The following is a 20,010-nucleotide window of genomic DNA, read 5'->3' as shown; positions in this document are numbered from 1 at the left end:
TTCGTCAATGGCTCAGTGTGGAAAAATTGGACGTCCGGCGAGCACTCAGCGTTTCGCGCCTTCTTTTTGCAACAACGGTTTGGCCACCGGCTTTCCCTGGCGCCGGGAAAACACTTTGCCCAGGATTTGCTGCATGTCGCGCAGGAACGGTTGCGGATCGTTGCGATCCAGTACGAAGTAACGGCTGCGCGGGCGGACGAAGTCGGCCAGGTAGCTCAACAATTCAGGCACGCGCTTGAACGCGAGCGAGCGATCGGGAATCTTGTGCGCGGCAAACAGGACGCGCGCCAGGCGCTTCGTTTCCGGAACCATGTAGCGGCACCGCACGCCGGCACGATAGGCCGGTGCGTCGACCGGCAGGCCGAGGCCGAACAGGCGGTAATACAGGTAGGGGAAATGCGCGCCGGCGTGGTACGCCAACGGCAGGCTGCCCCAGAACCGGCCGTTGATTTCCATGAGGGCGGTGTCGCCGCTGGCCGGGTCATAGCGGTATTCGACCATCGCGACGCCTTCCCAGCGGAGTGCGCGCAGCAGCGCGATCGACTTGTCCATCAGGTCGCGATGCAGGTGGGACGGCACGGATTCACACAGGCTGGACGACCCTCCCTCCGGCGGCCACTCGTGGACCCGGTAGTGCTGGAACGTATAGTGCGCCTGGCCGTCTTTCATCAACACGAACTGGCCCAGGCCGTTGCCCGCCACGTATTCCTGGATGAGCGGGTACGTACCGGCCGGTTCGAACCGGCGCAGGCATTGCATCAGTTCGTCGGGGGTCTGGCAGTAATACGTCTTCTCGGGCGTCACACCGATCGGTGTGAGCAGTTTCCAGGCTTCATGCGGGTTGGCCCACTTGAGCACCACCGGAAACCGCAGTTCCGTACGCAAGCGTTCCGCCTCTTGCAACGTCGAGATCGTCGCCGTGCGCGGGCCGCGAATGCCGACTTGTTCCGCGACGCGGTAGGTTTCCGCCTTGTCCAGCACGCTGGCCAGCCGGGGCGCATCGGCAAACAGGCATTTGAAGCCGCCAAGCCGGTCGCGGTAACGGTTCAGCAGGACGATGTCCGATTCGGAAATCGCGAACAGGCAGGCTTCGCCCAGTTCCTTGCCGAGGGCAACGATCTGGTCGATCAGCGCGTCGGCCGACGCCGGCCGCACGAGACCCCGGCGCAGAAACCGCGAATGCATGCCCAGCGCCGTCGGCGTACGGCCGATGCCATATACAGGGACGCCATGCATGCCCAGGTCGCGCACCACGGTGAGGCCGATCGGCGTATCGATGCCCAATACGATGGCGGGTAAAGTCGTTGTCGTCATAGCGCTTGTTCGCGTTCGTACCGGGACGCGCGCGACGTTTGTTTCAAGTGAGGCAGTTCCGCGGCCAGACGACGCACGGCCTGGTCGACACGGCGGAAATTGGTATCGAAATAACCGCTGCTGAGCGTGTGCGGATCGTGCAGGTGCGGGACGACCGGCTTGCACCACATGCCCAGCAGGCAGATCTGGACATCGTCGCGTGGCCCCAGGCGGCGGCGCAGTTCGTGCGCCTGGCGTATTTCCATCACGAGGAGCAGGTCACCGGGCAGGACCTTGAAATCGGTCCAGTCGGTGGCGCGATGCGCCGTCATGTCGACGTTGAGGCGTGCCGCGGCCGCGATCGCCTCGGCAGGCGACGCGCCACCGGTATGCGTCGACAGGCCGAACGACGCGACCGGCAGGCCGCATTCCTCGACAATATGGTGCGCATAGGCGCTGCGGCAAATATTACCCTGGCAAATGGGCACGACGCGGCGCACGGCTTCCGGATGCTTCAGCATGAACGGCCGCAGGCGCCCGGTGGCCAATTCCAGATAAGCCAGCAGCAAACGTACGAGGCCTCGCCACGTGCCGAATCGGCGGTTGATCCAGTTCTTCATGCTGCAGCCCTCGTGCGCGCGAGCGCCCAGCGCCCAAAATAGTCGTAAGCCACTTGCGTTCCCATCCGGGGCGCGCTGTGCCAGATCGGTGTGGTCAACAGCAGATTGCGCTCGTCGCGGCAAGCCGGATCGTCGGCGGCGCGCACCATGCCGCAACCGTCGAAGCGATCGTTGTTCTCCTGCAGGAAAGCGCACAGCTGCGTCAGCCGCTGCTGCGTGACGCCATGGCGGCGCGCGTGGCGGTAGGCCAGATCGTCCTTTTGCACATATTCGAACGGATGGGTCAGGATGACCACCAGCGGCACGCCGGCCGCCTGCGCCTTGTTCAGCAACACGCGCGTTTCCGCAAAGCTGGTGCCGGCAATGCTGAGCGCCTTGAGATGACGGCGGCCGCCGATTTTCCAGTCCGAATACGTCAGCACCGGGCATTCCAGCACGCCGAGCCGTTCGTGTGTCCCGCTATATAACGCGTAATCCGGATGGCCGCTGTCGAACACGGAGACCGCCACATTCGAGCTGTACGGAATACCGACGTGAGCGAGCGCCTTGAACAGATTTTCGTCGTGCTGCAGATTACCGCTGCGGAAGGCACGTGGGCGCGGCAAATCCCAGTCGGCAAACGTGTCGATGCCTTGCTGCAGGAGCCGGATCGAATCGTCCAGGCTGCGCCCGAAATAATTGTCGGGGGCCTTGGCGGTGCGGGCACGCTCGCGCCAGTCGTCATGCTCGAACAGCGACCAGCAGGGGTGGGAGTGCAGCTCGACTTCATGGCCCGCGTCGTGAATCTGGCGCGCGATCGCCCGCATCGGGTCGGCGTTCTTCTTGAAGTAGTAGCGCTGGACCGTTTCGACGAAAAAGGTCGCTTGCACTTGGTATTTGCGGAAGGTATCGAGCATGAAGCCCAATCCTTCCGAACGTCCGTTGACGTTGCACCAGACATTCTGTTCCGCCACCGGGACCCGCGTGGAATCCGCAAAAGCACCACCGATGGAGAACTCCGTATCGATCGTAATACAAACCTTGGTGCGCATGGGCTTATGACTCTATGAAAAATCCGATGGTATCATGCCACCGGCAACATAACATTATATCAACTATTCCTACTGCGCCATGGGGTTGCCGACGGTATCCGCCGGCCATCGCGCCCTGAGTCCCTGCAGCACACCCTGGATCCAGCGCTTGAAGCCTGGCCGCTTGCGCTCGGAGTAGGTACCGAGCACGGCTACGGTCGCCAGCGTGCATGCCATCACCTCCAGATAAAACAAGGGGGAATGCGGATTGCCGTTAATGATTGCCGAGAAAAACTGCATCAATGGCTGATGCATGATGTACAGTGGGAAAGTCAATCCCGCAATCCAGCGGATGGGGCGCTCGAGCGGCAGCAACAACCATGCAAACCGGTGCGCGATATTGCGGGAGCCAATGAAATTGGCGGCGATGATCAGCGCCAGCGGATAATCGAAAATAAAATAGCGCGAAAAAGCGAGTTCACTTGCCCAATACGTGCCGATCAGATTCCCCAGCAAGGTGTAGCCATATTCGGTCAAGCGGTAATGCTGGAATAGCGCATACAGTATGATCGACCCGAAAAACAGCATCCAAGATACGGTTTCGGGCAGTCGATACAGCCCCTTCCACCGATGCAGGACCACGCCCAATACCCAGATGGGCGCCAGCAACAGGATTTTGGGACCGACCAGCAACGCGCAGCCGGCCAGCAGCAGGACCCGCGTACGCCCTTGTGTGAAGGCTGCCACCGCAAACATCACGTAGTACCACATCTCGTAGCAGAGCGACCAGAACGGGACGTTGGAAAAAGACATGATCGAAATTTTCCAGATTTCGTTCACATAGAACAGGCTGGTCAGTATTCTGAGCCAAGCCAGGCCATGCGTCGTTTTGCCGTCGTAAAACTGCGGTGCCAGCGCCTCGCCAATGACGTCGAGCACCGGCGTCAGCAGCACGACAGGAATGACGAGCAGATAGAAACGGGACAGACGGCTCGACCAATATGCGATCGGGGTGTTTTCGCGCGTGGACGTGACGAACGAAATGACATAACCCGACAAGATAAAAAAGACGATCACGGCGGCATGGCCATGATTACTGAACGGCACGAGTTCGGTGATCAGCGCACGCGTGTTCGAGTGATAGATCACGACCATGAACGCGGCCATGAACCGTATCAGGTCCAGATAAATCGAAAATTCTTTTCGCATGGGCGCGCTCTGGACATCCTCCGGGATGCCAATTTTTACTTGGGAAAGTTTGTTTGACATTTAATAAATCTGGTAGTGGAGGACACAGCGCGGGTAGGCGGCAGCGGAGCGCACGTATGGGCGCACGCCTGCACATTGGCGAGCTGGGCAGCTCAAGGCAGCGCTAACGGTATCATAAAGAAATTGCAACATGCAAGAAATTTTGGCAGGCCGAGGGCCGACGAGCGGCTTTATACAACAGGCCGTCCAGCAGGCGCGACGCGGTGCACATGTTATATTTAATGCATGTCGTCAATAAATACCCCGTTGCCGGTCCGCCGCGTCATTCCTCCCGTACCCGTACTGTCGCTTGCCGCGTTTGCGGGCGGACGCCATGCCGCGCTGCCGTCGCTGCTGGACGGCGCGGACGCGCGTCTCGTCACGAGCGGCCGCATCGCGATCGGCCTGGCGTTGCGCGCACTCGGCGTGGGTGCGGGCGACGTCGTGCTGGTGCCTGCCTACCACAGCCCCTCGATGATTCCGCCCGCGCATTGGTGCGGCGCCGAGGTCGCGTTTTACCGCGTGCGCCCGGACACGGCGCCCGACCTGGCCGACATCGAAACGCAACTTGCCAAAGGCAGCGTCAAAGCGATCCTTGCCACGCATTTCTTCGGCATCCCGCACGACCTGGCGCCCCTGCGCGCGCTGTGCGACCGTCACGGCGCCGGCCTCGTCGAGGATTGCGCGCACGCCTTTTTCGGCGCGCGCGACGGCGTGCCGGTCGGCAGCGTGGGCGATTATGCGATCGGCAGTACGATGAAATTCTTCCCGATCTACGAAGGCGGCTGTCTGGTGTCGCGGCGCCACCGCCTGGACGTGACCTTGCGCGGCGCCGGCGCCGGCTTCGAAATGAAAGCGGCACTGAACGCGCTCGAAGCGGCCTTCGCCTACGGCCGCCTGCCCGTGCTGCGGATGCTGCTCGCGCTGCCGCTGCGGCTGAAAAGCGCGCTGTGGAATGCACGCAAGGCACGCAGCGACGGCGGCGCCACAACGCCCGCGCTGGCCCCGTCGTCGTCCGACAGCAGTTTTGAATTCGATGCGCGCTGGGCCGACAAACGCTCGTCCTGGTTTTCGCGCGCGGTGCTGCGCTGCGTGTCGCCCGCGCGCATCGTCGCGCGGCGCCGGCGCAATTACGTCGAACTGCAACGCGCGCTGGACGGCGCGCCCGGCTGCCGTCCGCTGTTTCCGCGCCTGCCCGACGGCGCCTGTCCGTGGATGTTCCCGCTGCTCGTCGACCGCCCGCAGGCCGTGTTCGAGACGCTGCAGCGCGCCGGCGTACCGATGACGCGCTTCGGCGCGGCGTTGTGGCCGGGCGTCGACGCGAGCGTGTGCCCCAACAGCGCGGACCTGGGGCGGCATCTGATCGCCTTTCCGTGCCACCAGGCGCTGGACGACGCCGAGCGCGCCTGGCTGCACGCGCAAGTGCGGCAGGCACTGGAAACCTGCGCGGCGGTGCCCGCATGAGCTGGACGGTCGTACCCGCACGCGACTTCGCGCAGCATGCCGCGCGCTGGCAGCGCCTGCACGCGGCCGGTCCCGCCTCGCCGCTGCTGGCCGCCGATTTCGTGCAAGCCCTGCTCGACGTGTTCGGCACGGGCCGCGAAATGCTCGCCTGGCACGTCCGCAAGGACAACGATGGCGACACGGACGCGATGACGATCATGACGCCCGGCCGGCCGGGCGTCTGGAATACGTTCCAGCCGGCCCAGGCCCCCGTCGGCCTGTGGCTGCAGGTTGACACGCGTCCCGTCGACGGGCTGCTCGCAAGCCTGCTGCAAGCGCTGCCCGGCCCCGCGCTGATGGTCGGCCTCACCCAGTGCGATCCGATGCTGATGGCGCGTCCCGCCGAAGCTGTGCCCAGCGGCGCGCGCAGCTTCGATTACATCCGGACGGCGCGCGTCGCGCTGCAGGGCAGCTTCGACGACTACTGGAATGCGCGCGGCAAGAACCTGCGCAACAACCTCAAAAAACAGCGCAACCGCCTGCGCCAGGACGGCATCGCCACGCGCCTGGAAATCGTGCGCGCGCCCGAGCTCATGGCCGGTGCCGTGGCCGACTACGGCAAGCTGGAGACGGGCGGCTGGAAGGCCGGCGAAGGGACGGCCGTCGACGCGGCCAACGACCAGGGCCGCTTTTATCGCGCGATGCTGGAAGCGCTGGCGCGCCGCGGCGCGGCCAGCGTCTATCGCTACTGGTTCGATGGTCCGGACGGCCCGCGCCTGGCCGCGATGGACCTGTGCGTCGAGGGTGGCGGCTGCATCGTGATCCTCAAGACGGCCTACGATGAAGCGCTGGGTCCGCAGCTGTCGCCGGCCCTCCTGATGCGCGAGGAAGCGACGCGCGGCCTGTTCGACGAAGGTCGTTTCGAACGCATCGAATTCTATGGACGGGTGATGGAATGGCACACCCGCTGGACCGACGACATCCGCACGATGTACCACTTGAACGGCTACCGCTGGCCGCTGCTGGGCCGCCTGCACGCGCTGGCGGCACACCGCGGCAAAACGATCAGCGCTGCGCCGCCAGCGCCTGCCGCACCTGCGACAGGCTCATGAACTCGCCACCGACCTCGTCGCGGAACCACGCGCAGTAATCGTGCACCGTCGCGATCAGGCGCTCCAGGTCCGCGTCGGTGCGCACATAAGGCGTGTGGCCCGGAATCATCGACGGGCTGTGGTACGTCAGCGAGAACACCTGGCAACCGCCGGCAAGGAGCGCATCGGTCAGGCGGCACAGCTCGGCGCCGCTCGCCACTTCAGGGCTCAGGCGCACGCGCTCCAGCGCGCGCGAACGCGCCAGCAAGCCGCCCAGACGCGCACGCCGGGCCCAGGGCTTCTGCGCGACATCGTATAAACGCGGCCCGTAGCGGCGCAGCCAGCCGCAATACCCCGTCGTCACCGGCAGTTCGAGCAGCTCGCGCTTCCCCGCCTGGAACCAGTAGGGGTGTTCGTCGAACGCGCGGAAATCCGGCCCGCCGTCGGCCGTGAAGGCGCTGTACGGCACGACGCTCGCATCGACTTCGTAGCCGAGGGAAGCGATCGACTCCGCCGTGTGCGGACCGAGGCCGTAGCGTCCCGCCTTGAACGCGAGCGGCTGCTTGCGGAACGCGTCCGCGATGGTTTCCGTCAGGAGGCGCAGCTTCTCGTATTCGAGCTGGCGCGGCAGGTTGCCGCCATAGGAATTGAAATCCGACAGCGCTTCCTCGTAGGGGGGCGAGACCCAGGGATGCAGGTGGGCGCCGATCTCGCAGCGGCCCGCATCCCGCAGCGTGCGGAGCGTGGCGACGGCGCTCGGCGTCGTTGCCACGGGCCAGTCGACCATATACGTGGGGACGATGCCGAACTTGTCGAATACGCGCGCATGCATCAGCGGCTGGCTGGCGATGGACGTCGTCCCGATGGCGTTGCGGTTGAACGGTTGGTCCCAGGCGAACTCACCCTCGGTGTCGACGATCACGAGCAGGACCGGACGCTGTCCGGGTGCCAGTTGCGCCGGCACTTGCTGAGCTTTTTTTAACATTACTTGGGCCGTTATAAGTATTGCAATCCTAGCATAATGTGTTTGTCGCTCGGAAATCAATCGTGTGGCAAGACGGTGCATGCGCACGATTACGCTGCACTGCAACATGCAGAATTAATTGATGAGCTATAATTTTGTGCTAAATATTGCAACTTCGCACTAAACCGGAGCACAGGGTGACATCAGCGGAAAAGCCAGGAGTCGTGTTTACCATGCGTTATCCCGACGATACGGGATACGTATGGAATTTCACCGCCGCCGTGCGCGACCGGGCCAGTGCCGACCTGCGCGACCGGGCGAACGTGTACATGGCGTTTCCCAAGCTGACCGGCAATCCCAGCTACCAGCCCAAGAATCTGCAACCCGTCGAGTTGGATTGTTACGACACGACGCCGGCCGGCCGCGCCGCGATCGAACAATTCGTGCGCACCCATAACGTAAAAGTGATGGTGTTCATGAGCGCGCTGTCGAATACCGTCTGCCTGGACCTGTTGCGCCGCCTGGGCGTACGCACGATCAACACGGAAAACGACAGTTTCGACCCACGCCAGCGCGACGGCGCAGTCAAAAAGATCGCCAAATTCCTCGTGCGGCGCGTATTGCGCATGCAACAGCACGACCTCCATCTGGCGAACTCCGTCGCGCAAGAAAACTTCCTGCTGAATTACCAGAAGCTACCGCGCAGCAAGGTCATCCTGATGCGCAATTCGGTCGATTCGGTCAAATTTCACCCCGGCGACCGGGCCGCGGCCCGCGCCCAGCTGGGCCTGGACCAGGACCGCTTCTGGATCCTGGCCGTCTCGCAGGCGCGCCCGGAAAAACGCGTCGACCGCCTGTTGCAGGTGGTGCGCGACGTGGTCAACGCGCGCCCGGACAGGCGCATCGGCTTCATCTACGTGGGCGACGGGCCGCCGGCCGTGGAATGGAAGCGTCTCGCATCGGCACTCGGCCTGGACGACGTCTGCGTGTTCGCCGGCCGCCAGAACGACCTCGTGCCCTACTATCGCGCCGCTGATCTGCTCGTGCACGCGGCCGAGCGCGAAAGCTTCGGCAATGCGGTCGTCGAGGCCATGGCCTGCGGCATCCCCGTCGTCGCCAGTGCCGCGCTGGGTCCGAAAGAAACGATCCTCGACGGCCGGACCGGTGCCGTGATCGGCCTGGACGACTTCGCCGGCTTCACGCAAGCCGTGCTGCGCTATGTCGACAGTCCGGAAATAGCAAAAATGCATGGAGACAACGCGCGTGCGCACGTCGATACCGCATATAATGTTGTGCGTCAAAGCAAGGAGTTCGCCGCACACATCGCGCAGTTTCTGTGAACGATGCTTTGAATTTGATCAGCAGAAAAGGGAGTCCTGAGGAATGTCTTTAGTCGAGAGGGTGGTCCAGCGCGCAAGGCGAGACTATTTCCGATGGCAATACCAGAAAGTCGCGCGCCAGATCCTGGACACCCGTCCCGTCCAGCGCGGCGAACTGCCCTTCACGCTGCTGTCGATGGTGCATCAGCGCGACGTTCATTCCTATCTGGTCGCGGTCAAGTCGTTTACCCATTTCCTGAATCCGTCACGCATCGTCGTCGTGTGCGATCCGTCGATCGACGAGAACGACCGCGCGGTGCTCAAGCAGCACCTGCCGCACGTGATCCTGCGTGAGGCGAACGAATTCACCCACCCGGACATCCCGCGCGGCGGCACGTGGGAGCGCCTGTTCGCGATCTCCGGCTATGCGCTGGACAGCTACGTGATCCAGCTGGATGCCGACACGCTGACCATCCAGCCGATCCCGGAAGTGCTGCACGCCATCCAGACCGGCGCCGGCTTCGTGCTGGGCGAAATCCCGGACACGCCGATCCGCCCGCTGGACGCGGTGCGCGCCCACGCGCTGCCGAAAGTGAAGCCGGGCGCGCACATCCAGACGCTGTCGGAAGCCGAAATGGCCAACGTCGGCCTGCCGGGCGACGCCCGCTACGTGCGCGGCTGCTCCGGCTTCACGGGTTTCCCGCCGTCGGCGATGATGCGCGACAACCTGCTCGATTTCTCGCGCCGCATGACGGCCAAACTGGGCGAGGACTGGAAACGCTGGGGCACCGAACAGGTGACGTCGAACTACCTGGTGGCGAACGCGTTCGCCACGACTTCCCTGCCGTTCCCGAAATACGGCACGCCCGACTGCGCCACGGCGGAGACGGCGTTCTTCCACTTCATCGGGCCCATGCGCTTCATCAACAACAAGTACAAGACGACGTCGCGCCAGGCCATCCATCTCATCTCCAACGCGCCGGCCTGAATCCCGGCGCGTTTTTTCTTCCCGGTTGCTCTGTCATGGCAGATTTGCGTCGTTCGCTGGTCATCAACTTCTTCGCGACATCGGGCACCAGGATCCTGCAATTCGTCGTCAGCATTTTGCTGGCCCGGATCCTGAGCCCGAGCGAGATCGGCATCTATTCGATGACGGTTGTCTTCGTGAACTTCGCCCAGGTGTTCCGGGACTTCGGCGTCACGTATTATCTGCAGCGCGAGCCGGATCTCGACAACGACAAGATCCGCTCCGCCACCGGCGTGGTGTTCACGACGTCGTGGGTCATCGCGGCCGCCCTGTTCGCGGCCAGCGGCTGGCTCGGCACGTGGTTCAAGGAACCGGGCATCGTGCCGGTGATGCGCGTGCTGGCCATCGGCTTCGTGTTCATCCCGTTCGGCACCGTCACGGGTGCCCTGCTCGCCCGTAACTACGAGGCCCAGAAACAGGCCGTCGTGCACGTCGTCGGCACCTTGTGCTTCTGCGCCAGCACGCTGACGCTGGGCGAAATGGGCTTCGGTGCCATGGCCATGGCCTACGGTAACCTGATCAACATCCTCGCCTGCGGCATCGCCTACATACCGCTGCGCCCGAAAGGCATGCCGTGGCTGCCGGGCTTCCGCCACTGGAAGAGCGTCGCCCACTTCGGCGTCGGCTCGCTCGTGACCAACTGCGCGACCACGCTGAACAACTCGATCCCCGACATCCTGCTGGGCAAGCTGGGGTCCGCGCGCCACGTCGGCCTGTTGAGCCGCGCGAATTCCACCGTGTCGATCTTCAGCTACGTGGCCGGTTCGACGATGAACTACGGCGCCGTCCCCTATCTGGCGCAGACCTGGCATCGCGGTGAATCGCTGGCGCCGATCCTGGCCCGCTCGACCTTGCTGCTGACCGGCGTCGGCTGGACCGCGCTGGCGCTGACGGCCGTGCTGGGCCAGGACATCGTCGTCGCGCTGTACGGCGCCAAATGGCTCGAATGCGTGCCCGCGATCCTGCCGCTCGTGCTGGCGGCCGCCGTCACGCTGGCCTTCAACTACATCCCGATGGCGGTGACGGCGATCGGCCGTCCCTACCTGAGCGCCTTCCCGGTCGTCGTCACCCTGGCGACCCGCATCCTGTTCGGCGTGCTGCTGTTCGACGGCAGCCTGAACGGATTCGCATGGGCGCTGTTCTTCGCGACCATCGCCAGCGCGCCCGTCACCGCGATTCAGCAGAGCCGTTATTTCGGCTTCACGACCGCGATGATGATCCGCGCCCTGGCGCCCAGCGCCATCGTGGCCGCGGGTACCGGCGCCGCCGCGTGGCTGCTGGCGCTGCTGCTGCCGGCCTCCATCCCGGCGATGGCGCGGCTGCTCGCGATGCTGCTGCCGCTGGCCCTTGTCTGGTATGTGCTGCTGCGCGCCACGCGCCACGAACTCGTGGGCGAAGTGCACCGCCTGGCCGTACCGTTGAAGGCCCGGCTGGCCCTTTTGCGCCCGAATGTATAATCGACCGCGCGCCCTGTTGCGGCGTCGCGCTCACCGAACCGAATGAACATCATGACGTATCTCGACGAAGTCAAAGCGACCCTGATCGACGTGCTGAGCCTGGGCGATGCCGGCCAGCGCCTGAATGCCGATTCTCCCCTGCTGGGCAGCTTGCCCGAACTCGACTCGATGGCCGTCGTCAGCCTGATCGGCGCCCTCGAAGAGCGCTTCGGCATCGCCATCGACGACGACGACATCAGCGCCAGCACCTTCGAAACCCTGGGCAGCCTGGCCGACTTCGTGGCCGCGAAACGCGCCGAATGACATCGGATCGGGCCGGGGTGGACACGGAACCGTTCTTCCTCGGCAGCGGCGCGGACCGGCGCTTCTGCCTGTTCCACCGGCCCGCGGGCAACTGCCGCGGCGCCGTGTTGTACGTGCCGCCGTTCGCCGAAGAACTCAACCGCACCCGCCGCATGGCCGCCCTCGGCGCGCGCCGCCTCGCCGCGCATGGCTATGGCGTGCTGCAGATCGACCTGCTCGGCACCGGCGACAGCGCCGGCGATTTCGCCGATGCCCGCTGGGACCTGTGGAAAGCCGACCTCGACACGGGCGCCGCCTGGCTGCGCGCGCGCATGGACGCGCCGCTCACGCTGTGGGGCCTGCGTCTGGGCGCCTTGCTCGCCCTCGACTATGCGCGCACGGCAGCCATGCCGCTCGCGCCGCTGCTGCTGTGGCAACCGGTCGCGGGCGGGTCCACCTACCTGACCCAGTTCCTGCGCCTGCGCACGGCGAACGCGATGCTGGGCGACGACGCCGCTGCGCAGACGGGAACGAAAGCCTTGCGCGCCGCGCTGGCGGCCGGGGAGACGCTCGAAATCGCCGGCTATGATCTCACGTCGGAACTGGCGCGCGCCATCGACGGCCTGCCCGCGCCCGACGCCATGGCGTCGCCCGCCAGCGCGCACTGGTTCGACGTGCTCGGCGCCCCGGGCCAGACGCCCGGTCCCGCCGCAGCGCGCGTGAAGGCGGCGTGGGAAGCGCAGGGCGCGCTGCTGCACGTGCACACGGTGACGGGATCGCCATTCTGGGCCACGACGGCGGTGTCGACCTGTCCCGCCCTGCTCGACGCCACCGCCGCCGTTCTGGAGGAGAGAGTCCATGCCGTATGAAGAACGCGCCCTCACGTTCGACTGCGGCAGCGCTGCGCTCGTCGGCATCGCCAGCGTGCCCGCGGCGCCTGCCACGCGCGGCGTGCTGATCGTCGTCGGCGGTCCGCAATACCGCATCGGCAGCCATCGCCAGTTCGCCCTGCTGGCGCGCCATCTGGCCGCGCACGGCATCGCCGCCATGCGCTTCGATGTGCGCGGCATGGGCGACAGCGATGGCGAAGAACGGGATTTCGAAGCGATCCAGGACGACATCCGCGCCGCGCTCGACGCTTTCATCGACGCCGTACCGGGCATGCGCGACGTCGTGCTGTGGGGCTTGTGCGACGGCGCGTCGGCGGCCGCGATGTATGCCCCTAACGATACGCGCGTGCGCGGCCTCGTGCTGTTGAACCCCTGGGTGCGCACGGACGACGGCGTCGCCCGCACGACCCTCAAACACCACTATCGCGACCGCCTGCGCAACCCGGAATTCTGGCGCAAGCTGGCGCGCGGACAATTCGACTACGCGGGTTCGCTGACATCGATGTTGAAACTCGTGCGCACCGCATTCGCGGGCCGCGCATCGCCGGACGATGCGCCGGCCACGCTGCCCGAGCGCATGCGCCAGGGCCTGCACGGGTTCAAAGGTCACCTGCTCCTCGTGATCGGCGGCGCCGACCTGACGGGCCGCGAATTCTGCGACGTGGCCGGATCGACGCCCGCCTGGAAGCGCCTGCTGGCCGCGCCGCGCGTCACATGGCGCCGCCTCGAGGAGGCCGACCACACGTTTTCGCGCCGCGCCTGGCGCGACCAGGTGGCGGAATGGACCCGCGAGTGGGTCGTGTCGTGGTAACGCTCAGGAAGCCGGCCCGCAATCCATGAAGCGCGCGAACGCGCCGTACACGGCCGGTGTCGCGCGGCGTGCGCCGCACAGGTCGGGCGCGTCCGCCGGTCGCTCGCCTTCGTCGGCCTCGTCACGCAACGGCGGACCATCGCGCCAGGAAAAGTCGCCCGTCGCCGGTGCGCGGAACAGGCCGCGCACGGGATGGCTGCCGGCGTACACACGCCACAGCGGCGTCGCGCGGTTATCTCCCAGGTGTAGGATGCCGCCGTCGCGGGCGCGAATCGGGCCGTCGACGAGATTCCCGTCCACCACCGCACTGCTCGCCGGATAACGCACGTCGATGCCGGTCGTGTCGACGAGGGTGTTGTCGACGACCTTGCTGGCCGCCGCGCCGTTCAGATAGATGCCCGCGTCCGAGCAACCGACGATCAGGTTCGCACGCAGGACGCCCCCTTCCTGCTCGGTGATGCAACGGCCGTCGCGGCAGAATTCATGCCCCGTACCGCCGCCGCCCAGCGAGAGGCCGACGCGTTGTCCCGGCTGGCCGCGCAGCGTCTGCTCGCACCACACCACGTTGCGCTCGAAGACGTTGTTCCTGCCGCCGCCCTTGGCGAAGGCGCCGTAGCTGACCTGGTTGCCTTCGCCCTTGACGAAGTCGCTGATCACGTTGGCGCGCAAGGTCCAGCCGCTGGCCGCCACGAGGTCGACGGGCGTCACCGGCTTGCCGGTCGCGCGCACGTGCGTGGCGGACAGCGTCGTGTGTTCGATCAGGCCGTCGTCCGGGAAACGGCCGTCGGCGCCGTTGATCTTGATGTGCGCGTTGAAGTCGCGGATCGTGTTGTTGACGCTCGCGAAGTGGTGACCGTTGCCGATGACGTGAAAGGCGTGTTCGCAATCGCCGTCGCCGGGGCATGCGCCGTCGATGTTGAGGTTTTCGAAACGCCAGTACGGCGCGGCGACGACGAAACCCTCGAGCGTCTCGAGTTCGATGTGCACGGTACCCGGCCGCGCCGCGCGCACGACGATGGGCGCGTCCGCGCGGCCCGCGCGCACGATGCCGATGCCTTTGCCCTGGAAGCGATAGGTGCCGGGCGTCAGCGTGATGACGTCGCCCGGCGCCGCCTCGTTGAGCGCGGCGCGCAGGGCATCGGGCGTGGCGACCTGGATGCCGCCGGCATCCTGTCCGGCGGGCTGCGGCTGCGCGCCCACGTGCAAGGCAAGGTGCGGCGGCGGAAGGTCGGTAGATCGGCGGTCGAGCGCCGTCAACGTGGCGGCGACGCGCCGGCCGATGCCGACGATGACCGGGTTATGGCCACTGCTGCGCTTTTCGATATACGGCGCGAGCGTGCGCGGCGCGATGCCCACGTGGTCGATGACGGCCGGCAGCGCGCCGACCGCCACCACGGCGACGGCAACCGCCGCCAGCAAGGCGCGGCGCACCAGCCTGCGCACCGTCACGCGCTGGCCTTGATGCCGTGACGTCCCATCAGGTCATACAAGGTTGGCCGGCTCACGCCCAGCATCTCGGACGCCTTGACGATGTTCCCGTCCGAGCGCGCGAGCGCGCGGGCGATGGCCTTGTACTCGGCCTCGTCGCGCACCTGGCGCAGGTTCAGCGGCTCTTCCTCGGCGCCCGTGTCGGGCAGGCCCAGGTCGTCGGCGACGATGGTGTTGGCGTCGGCCATGATGACGGCGCGCTTGATGCAGTTTTCCATTTCGCGCACATTGCCCGGCCATTGATAGGCTTCGATGGCGGCCAGCGCGTCCGGCGCGAAGTGCAGCGATGCGCGCGACTCCTGCGTGCAGAACTTGTTTTTGAAGTGGTGGGCCAGCAGCGCACAGTCGCCCTCGCGCTGGCGCAGCGGCGGGATCGTCACGACGATCTCGGACAGGCGGTAGTACAAGTCCTCGCGGAAGCGGCCCTGTGCGCACAAGTCTTTCAGTTTCTGGTGCGTCGCGCAGACGATGCGCACGTCGACGGGAATCTCCTCGTGACCGCCGATGCGCTCGATCACGCGCTCCTGCAGAAAGCGCAGCAGCTTGGCCTGCAGCGCCATCGGCAGGTCGCCGACCTCGTCGAGGAAGAACGTGCCGCCGTGGGCCAGTTCGACTTTACCCTTGGTCTGCTTGGCGGCGCCCGTGAAGGCGCCCTTCTCGTAGCCGAACAACTCGCTCTCGAGCAGGTTCTCGGGAATCGCCGCGCAGTTGATCGCCATGAAGCGCTCCTTGGCCCGCGGCGACAGCGCGTGGATGGCGCGCGCCAGCACTTCTTTACCGGTGCCCGATTCGCCCAGCAGCATGACCGAGGCCGACGTCGGCGCCACCTTCTCGATGGTGCGGCAGACCTTCAGCATGCCCGGGTCGCGCGAGATTACGCCGGCCAAGGGCGAGTCGGCCTGCGACTGCTGCATGCGGCGGTTTTCCTGCTGCAGGTTGTGCAGGAAGAAGGCGCGCTGGATCACAAGGTTCAGCACCTCCGGATCGACGGGCTTCTGGTGGAAGTCGTAGGCGCCCATGCCGATCGCCTTGACGGCGTTCGCATGGTCCTGGTTGCCCGTCAGGACGATCACGCGCGTGTCCGGCGCGAGCGCCAGGATCTGCTGCAACGTGGCCAGGCCCTCGGTGGAGCCGTCCGGGTCGGGCGGCAGGCCCAGGTCCATCGTGCACACGGCCGGCTCGTGGCGGCGGATCTGCGCCAGCGCCGCCTCGCGGTCGCCGGCCACCACGACGTCATACGCATCCAGGCTCCAGCGCAGCTGCTTCTGCAGGCCCGGATCGTCTTCGATGATCAACAGCTTGGGTTTTTGTTGGGTCATGGTGTCTTCTTTCAAGCGGTCGTCACGGCCGCCGCCACGCGGTGCAGCGGCAGGACGACCTTGAACGTTGTGCCGAGCGTCGGCTGGCTGGTCACTTCCAGCACCCCGCCCAGTTCAGTGATGTATTCGCGGCTCTCGAACACGCCGATGCCCATGCCGGCCGACTTGGTCGAGTCGAACGGCTTGAACAGGCGCTCGCGGATGAATTCCTCGGTCATGCCTTCGCCGGTGTCCGTGATCTCGACCTCGACGGCCTCGCCGCGTCCCGCCGCGGACGCGACGCGGACCATCACGTGGCCGTCGCGCGGCGTCGCCTCGATCGCATTCTGGATCAGGTGGCCGAGCACGCGCTCCAGGCGCTCGCGGTCGGCCAGCACCAGCAAGCCGGCCTGCTCGACGAGCAGCTGCGGATGCGGTTCGAACGCACTTTTGAGGGCCAGCGCCTGGCGCACGACGTCGTCGACGGCCAGCGGCTGCGGCTTCTCGGCATTCTCGCTGCGCGACAGCTTTTGCAGCAGCAGCTTCATCTTCTGCACGGAGTGATTCAGCGTCTCCAGCATGTCGCGCTGGAATTCCGGATTGTCCTTGTGCCTTTCGGCGTTCGCGTTCATCAGCGAGAGCTGGGCGACGAGGTTCTTGAGGTCGTGCACGACGAACGTCGACATGCGGTTGAACGACTCGAACTGGCGCGCCACCATCAGCGCGTTGGCCGCGTCTTCCTGCGCGAGATAGCTGGCGGCCTGGCTGCCGGCGATCTCCAGCAGGTCGATGATTTCCCAGTTCAGCTTCAACGGACTGCGCGCGCGCTGCAGCACGACGAAGCCGAACAGTTTTTCCTGCAGCATCAGCGGCACGACGAGCCAGCGGCGCGGGGTGTCCAGCAGCCAGTCGGGCAGCGCGAGACCCTCGTATTTGTCGGGGCGCTCGACGTATTCGTCGACGTCGATGACCCACTGCGTGCTTTCCAGGAAGCGGCAGAACGGCGCGTTGGCCGGCTCCGCCACGTGGGTGTCGGGCGCCTGCCAGCCCGCCATCGCCGTGAAGCGGCCGCCGGCATCGCGCTGCCACAGCGTGCCGCCGGGGCTTTCGACGAGGGTCGCCAGCGCCTGGATCGCGCGCTGGCCCAGGTTCGGGCCGCGCTCGGACAGCGTGCGCGTAAAACGCATCCACTCTTCGCGGTAATCGTAGTTGTAGCGATAAAAATGCTTGCTGATCGAGACCTTCAGCCAGGAGCGCGCCGTGCCGGAGAACAGGATCACGCCCAGCAGCGAGATGGCGCCGAACAGGAAGCCGGTCTGCATGACCGTGCCCCAGCTGCCGCCGACATAACGGAGGTAATAGCCGACCGACCCCATGGCCAGCAGATAGATCGCGGAACCGAACAGCGCGGCCGAATGAAACACGACGCGGCGCGACACGGCGAACGACGTGGTCCACGATTTGCGGCGCGTCATCGACGCCGCTACCAACGGCACGGTCAGCGCGTTGACGAAGCCGCGCGCCGTCCACAGATCGGGGCTCAGTTTGCGGAACAGCAGCGCATTGCTGTACATGTAGAAGTCATAGGCGAACATGCCGCCGATGCCCAGGCAGGCGAACTTGATCGCCCAGCGTTCCTCGATGGTCTTGTTGCGGTAGACCTGCTCGACGAGCAGCATGCCGTACACGGACAGGCCCACGTAGCCGATCAGGAGGGGCAGGCCGAGTTCGGGCAGCAGGTCGCCGTCGAAGTGGGCGACGCCGACGCCGGCCAGCAGTGCCAGGTAGACGCAGCCTGCGGCCAGCAACGACGGGCGTGGCGCGCGGAAGCGCCCGAGGATCAGGCGGGCAGGCGCGCCCTCCGATTCCTGCTCCCAGTGACCGAGCAGCGCCACGAGGAACAGCGACCAGGCGCCGTCGCGCAGCACCTCGAGAGCGGCGGTGCCCGTGTTCCACAGGATTTCCTGTGCCGCATCCATGCCCAACGCCGCGGCCCACGCGGCCGTCGCCAGGCAGGCGCTGGACAGCGTGCCGCGCTGGGCACGGCCGCGCCAGCCCGACAGGACCGAGAGGCCCAGTGCCAGGAAGCCGATGGCGGCCAGTGCGTAGCTGGAAGCAGCAATATTGATCACGTTACTGGGCAGGATTCGGTGGACATCCGCGGCCGCCCGCCGGTCCTGCCGGCAGCCGCGGGAACATCAGCGTCCGCTGCGGAACAGGACGACCTTCAGCGTGTCGATCAGGATCAGGACATCCAGGAACAGGCTGTTGTTCTTCACGTAGTACAGGTCGTACTGCAGTTTCTGCAGCGCGTCTTCGGCCGACGAGCCGTAGCCGTAGCGTACCTGGGCCCAGCCGGTAATGCCCGGCTTGACGCTGTGACGCACGTTGTAATACGGGACCACCTCGATCAGCTGGTCGACGAAATACTGGCGCTCGGGACGCGGGCCGACGAACGACATGTCGCCCTTGAGCACGTTGAGCACCTGCGGCAGCTCGTCGATACGCGTCTTGCGCATGAAATTGCCGACGCGCGTGATGCGCGGATCGTTCTGCTGCGCCCATTGCGGCTTGCCGCCCTTTTCCGCGTCCGTGCGCATGCTGCGGAATTTGTGGACGAAGAACGTCGCGCCGTCCTTGCCGACCCGCTCCTGCGAATAGAACACGGGGCCGCCGTCTTCGACCTTGACGGCCAGCGCCGCCAGCAGCATCAGCGGCAGCGTCAGCACCATGATGATCAGGCTGCAGATGATGTCGAAGCTGCGCTTCATGAACGTGCGCACGAAGCTCTGGTCGAAACCGCCGCCGAACACCAGCCACGACGGCTGCAGCGAATCGACGCGGATCTGGCAAGTCTCGCGCTCGAAGAAGGTGGCGGCGTCCGTGACCTTGAAGCCCTGCAGCTTGCACTCGAGCAGATCCTTGATGGGGAAGCCGCCGCGGCGGTTCTGCACGGAGACGACGATTTCCTCGACGTTGTACTGGCGCGCCAGCGCGACGAGCGACTCACCCTCGCGCGATTTCAGCAGGCTGGTCGACGGCACGCACAGTTCTTCGGTCGGCGTCGGCACGAAGCCGGCGATGTTGTAGCGGTGGTAGCTGGCGCTCTGCATGGCCAGGTCGCTGCATTCCTTGGCCAGCGGGCCGCTGCCCAGGAACAGGATGCGGGTTTCCAGGAAGCGCAGTTCGGACGACTTGAAGAACACCATGCGCGCCAGGAAGATGCCGCTGGCGGCGATACCGAACACGAGCGCCATGATGCCGCGTCCGAAGTACAGGTCCGGCGCCACGTAGAACACGAGCGTCAGGATCAGGAAGCCCATCAGGAACGAGGGCATCAGCTTCATGAAGAACGGATGACGCAGGCCTTCGTTGAAGTCGAGCTGGTACATCCCCATCGCACTCATGCTGAAGATGATCGCTGCGGTAAAGGCGATGGCGGACGTGAAGAAATGATCGAGATGGCCGATATTGGGCAGGCCGGCGTTCTGGCCCACTTCCATGAACCGCACCGCCGCGCCGATGTAGACTGCGCCGAGCAGTACCAACACTTCAACGAACAGCAGGACGAATACGATCTTCGACACATAGTGATTAGAAATCCTAAGCACAATTGCCTCCGGTGTAGCTATTATTGCTGACTTGCACAAACGACGATTGAACCGGGATACGCGCGAACGTTCCCGAAAGCTTTTTACTCGAGGAAAGATAAGGCCAAGAATAGCCAGGAACTGTCATTGTCATCATTGCATGCGAAACGGCAAGGCTC

17 protein-coding genes are annotated in these 20,010 nt (G+C 65.3%); 8 read left to right on the top strand and 9 right to left on the bottom strand.

The annotated features are described in order from the left end of the window. Positions 1-45: 45 nt before the first annotated feature. The 4 genes from BVG12_RS20730 to BVG12_RS20715 all read right to left on the bottom strand — a co-directional run bounded on the left by BVG12_RS20730 (position 46) and on the right by BVG12_RS20715 (position 4,192). Positions 46-1,314, bottom strand: a complete 1,269-nt coding sequence (locus BVG12_RS20730; protein ID WP_075794059.1) for a carboxylate--amine ligase — start codon at positions 1,312-1,314, stop codon at positions 46-48. Then, the gene (locus BVG12_RS20725; RefSeq protein ID WP_075794058.1) at positions 1,311-1,913 is read right to left on the bottom strand and encodes an arsenate reductase/protein-tyrosine-phosphatase family protein; all 603 of its coding nucleotides are present in this window, start codon (positions 1,911-1,913) and stop codon (positions 1,311-1,313) included. The genes BVG12_RS20730 and BVG12_RS20725 overlap by 4 nt, the downstream gene beginning before the upstream one ends. Continuing rightward, positions 1,910-2,944, bottom strand: coding sequence for a polysaccharide deacetylase family protein (locus BVG12_RS20720; RefSeq protein ID WP_083685262.1), 1,035 nt, complete (start codon positions 2,942-2,944; stop codon positions 1,910-1,912). Before BVG12_RS20720 ends, BVG12_RS20725 begins: the two co-directional genes overlap by 4 nt. Positions 2,945-3,013: 69 nt before the next feature. After that, entirely contained in the window at positions 3,014-4,192 is a 1,179-nt protein-coding gene (locus BVG12_RS20715; RefSeq protein ID WP_083685260.1) for an acyltransferase family protein, read from the bottom strand. Between the two features lie 225 nt (positions 4,193-4,417). Between BVG12_RS20715 and BVG12_RS20710 the strand changes: the two genes are divergently transcribed. Both BVG12_RS20710 and BVG12_RS20705 read left to right on the top strand, forming a co-directional pair. Then, positions 4,418-5,635 carry an aminotransferase class I/II-fold pyridoxal phosphate-dependent enzyme gene (locus BVG12_RS20710; protein WP_075794055.1) on the top strand — a complete coding sequence of 406 codons (1,218 nt, stop codon included), beginning with the start codon at positions 4,418-4,420 and terminating at the stop codon, positions 5,633-5,635. Next, a complete protein-coding gene (locus BVG12_RS20705; RefSeq protein WP_075794054.1) occupies positions 5,632-6,726 on the top strand; it encodes a GNAT family N-acetyltransferase in 1,095 nt (364 codons plus the stop codon). The genes BVG12_RS20710 and BVG12_RS20705 overlap by 4 nt, the downstream gene beginning before the upstream one ends. Here BVG12_RS20705 and BVG12_RS20700 read toward each other — a convergent pair. Beyond that, complete coding sequence (locus BVG12_RS20700; protein WP_075794053.1) at positions 6,680-7,690, bottom strand: polysaccharide deacetylase family protein; 1,011 nt, start codon at positions 7,688-7,690, stop codon at positions 6,680-6,682. The genes BVG12_RS20705 and BVG12_RS20700 overlap by 47 nt on opposite strands. Before the next feature lie 212 nt (positions 7,691-7,902). Between BVG12_RS20700 and BVG12_RS20695 the strand changes: the two genes are divergently transcribed. From BVG12_RS20695 to BVG12_RS20670, 6 genes are read left to right on the top strand one after another with little or no spacing between them, the layout of a single operon-like run. After that, positions 7,903-9,009, top strand: coding sequence for a glycosyltransferase family 4 protein (locus tag BVG12_RS20695; protein WP_083685258.1), 1,107 nt, complete (start codon positions 7,903-7,905; stop codon positions 9,007-9,009). 43 nt (positions 9,010-9,052) lie between these two features. Then, positions 9,053-9,976, top strand: a complete 924-nt coding sequence (locus BVG12_RS20690) for a hypothetical protein (protein WP_156895694.1) — start codon at positions 9,053-9,055, stop codon at positions 9,974-9,976. A 35-nt stretch (positions 9,977-10,011) separates the two neighbouring features. Further along, positions 10,012-11,472 (top strand): oligosaccharide flippase family protein, encoded by a 1,461-nt coding sequence (locus BVG12_RS20685; protein ID WP_083685256.1) that lies wholly within the window; start codon positions 10,012-10,014, stop codon positions 11,470-11,472. Positions 11,473-11,523: 51 nt separating this feature from the next. Further along, a complete protein-coding gene (locus BVG12_RS20680; RefSeq protein WP_075796479.1) occupies positions 11,524-11,775 on the top strand; it encodes an acyl carrier protein in 252 nt (83 codons plus the stop codon). Beyond that, positions 11,772-12,623: a hydrolase 2, exosortase A system-associated gene (locus tag BVG12_RS20675; RefSeq protein WP_075794049.1), complete on the top strand. Its 852-nt coding sequence runs from the start codon at positions 11,772-11,774 to the stop codon at positions 12,621-12,623. Before BVG12_RS20680 ends, BVG12_RS20675 begins: the two co-directional genes overlap by 4 nt. Beyond that, on the top strand, positions 12,613-13,455 hold the full coding sequence (locus BVG12_RS20670; protein WP_075794048.1) for a hydrolase 1, exosortase A system-associated: 843 nt from the start codon (positions 12,613-12,615) through the stop codon (positions 13,453-13,455). The genes BVG12_RS20675 and BVG12_RS20670 overlap by 11 nt, the downstream gene beginning before the upstream one ends. Before the next feature lie 3 nt (positions 13,456-13,458). Here BVG12_RS20670 and BVG12_RS20665 read toward each other — a convergent pair whose 3' ends face one another. The 4 genes from BVG12_RS20665 to BVG12_RS20650 all read right to left on the bottom strand — a co-directional run bounded on the left by BVG12_RS20665 (position 13,459) and on the right by BVG12_RS20650 (position 19,828). Continuing rightward, positions 13,459-14,904, bottom strand: coding sequence for a right-handed parallel beta-helix repeat-containing protein (locus BVG12_RS20665; protein WP_229503672.1), 1,446 nt, complete (start codon positions 14,902-14,904; stop codon positions 13,459-13,461). After that, entirely contained in the window at positions 14,901-16,262 is a 1,362-nt protein-coding gene (gene prsR, locus BVG12_RS20660; protein WP_075794047.1) for a PEP-CTERM-box response regulator transcription factor, read from the bottom strand. The genes BVG12_RS20665 and prsR overlap by 4 nt, the downstream gene beginning before the upstream one ends. A gap of 11 nt (positions 16,263-16,273) precedes the next feature. After that, positions 16,274-18,373 carry an XrtA/PEP-CTERM system histidine kinase PrsK gene (gene prsK, locus BVG12_RS20655; RefSeq protein WP_075794046.1) on the bottom strand — a complete coding sequence of 700 codons (2,100 nt, stop codon included), beginning with the start codon at positions 18,371-18,373 and terminating at the stop codon, positions 16,274-16,276. A gap of 66 nt (positions 18,374-18,439) precedes the next feature. After that, positions 18,440-19,828, bottom strand: coding sequence for a TIGR03013 family XrtA/PEP-CTERM system glycosyltransferase (locus BVG12_RS20650; RefSeq protein ID WP_229503671.1), 1,389 nt, complete (start codon positions 19,826-19,828; stop codon positions 18,440-18,442). Positions 19,829-20,010: the final 182 nt, after the last annotated feature.

Source organism: Massilia putida (assembly GCF_001941825.1).
GTDB lineage: Bacteria > Pseudomonadota > Gammaproteobacteria > Burkholderiales > Burkholderiaceae_D > Telluria > Telluria putida.
Note: the sequence above shows the minus strand (reverse complement) of the source record. Positions and strands in the feature narration are given on the sequence as shown.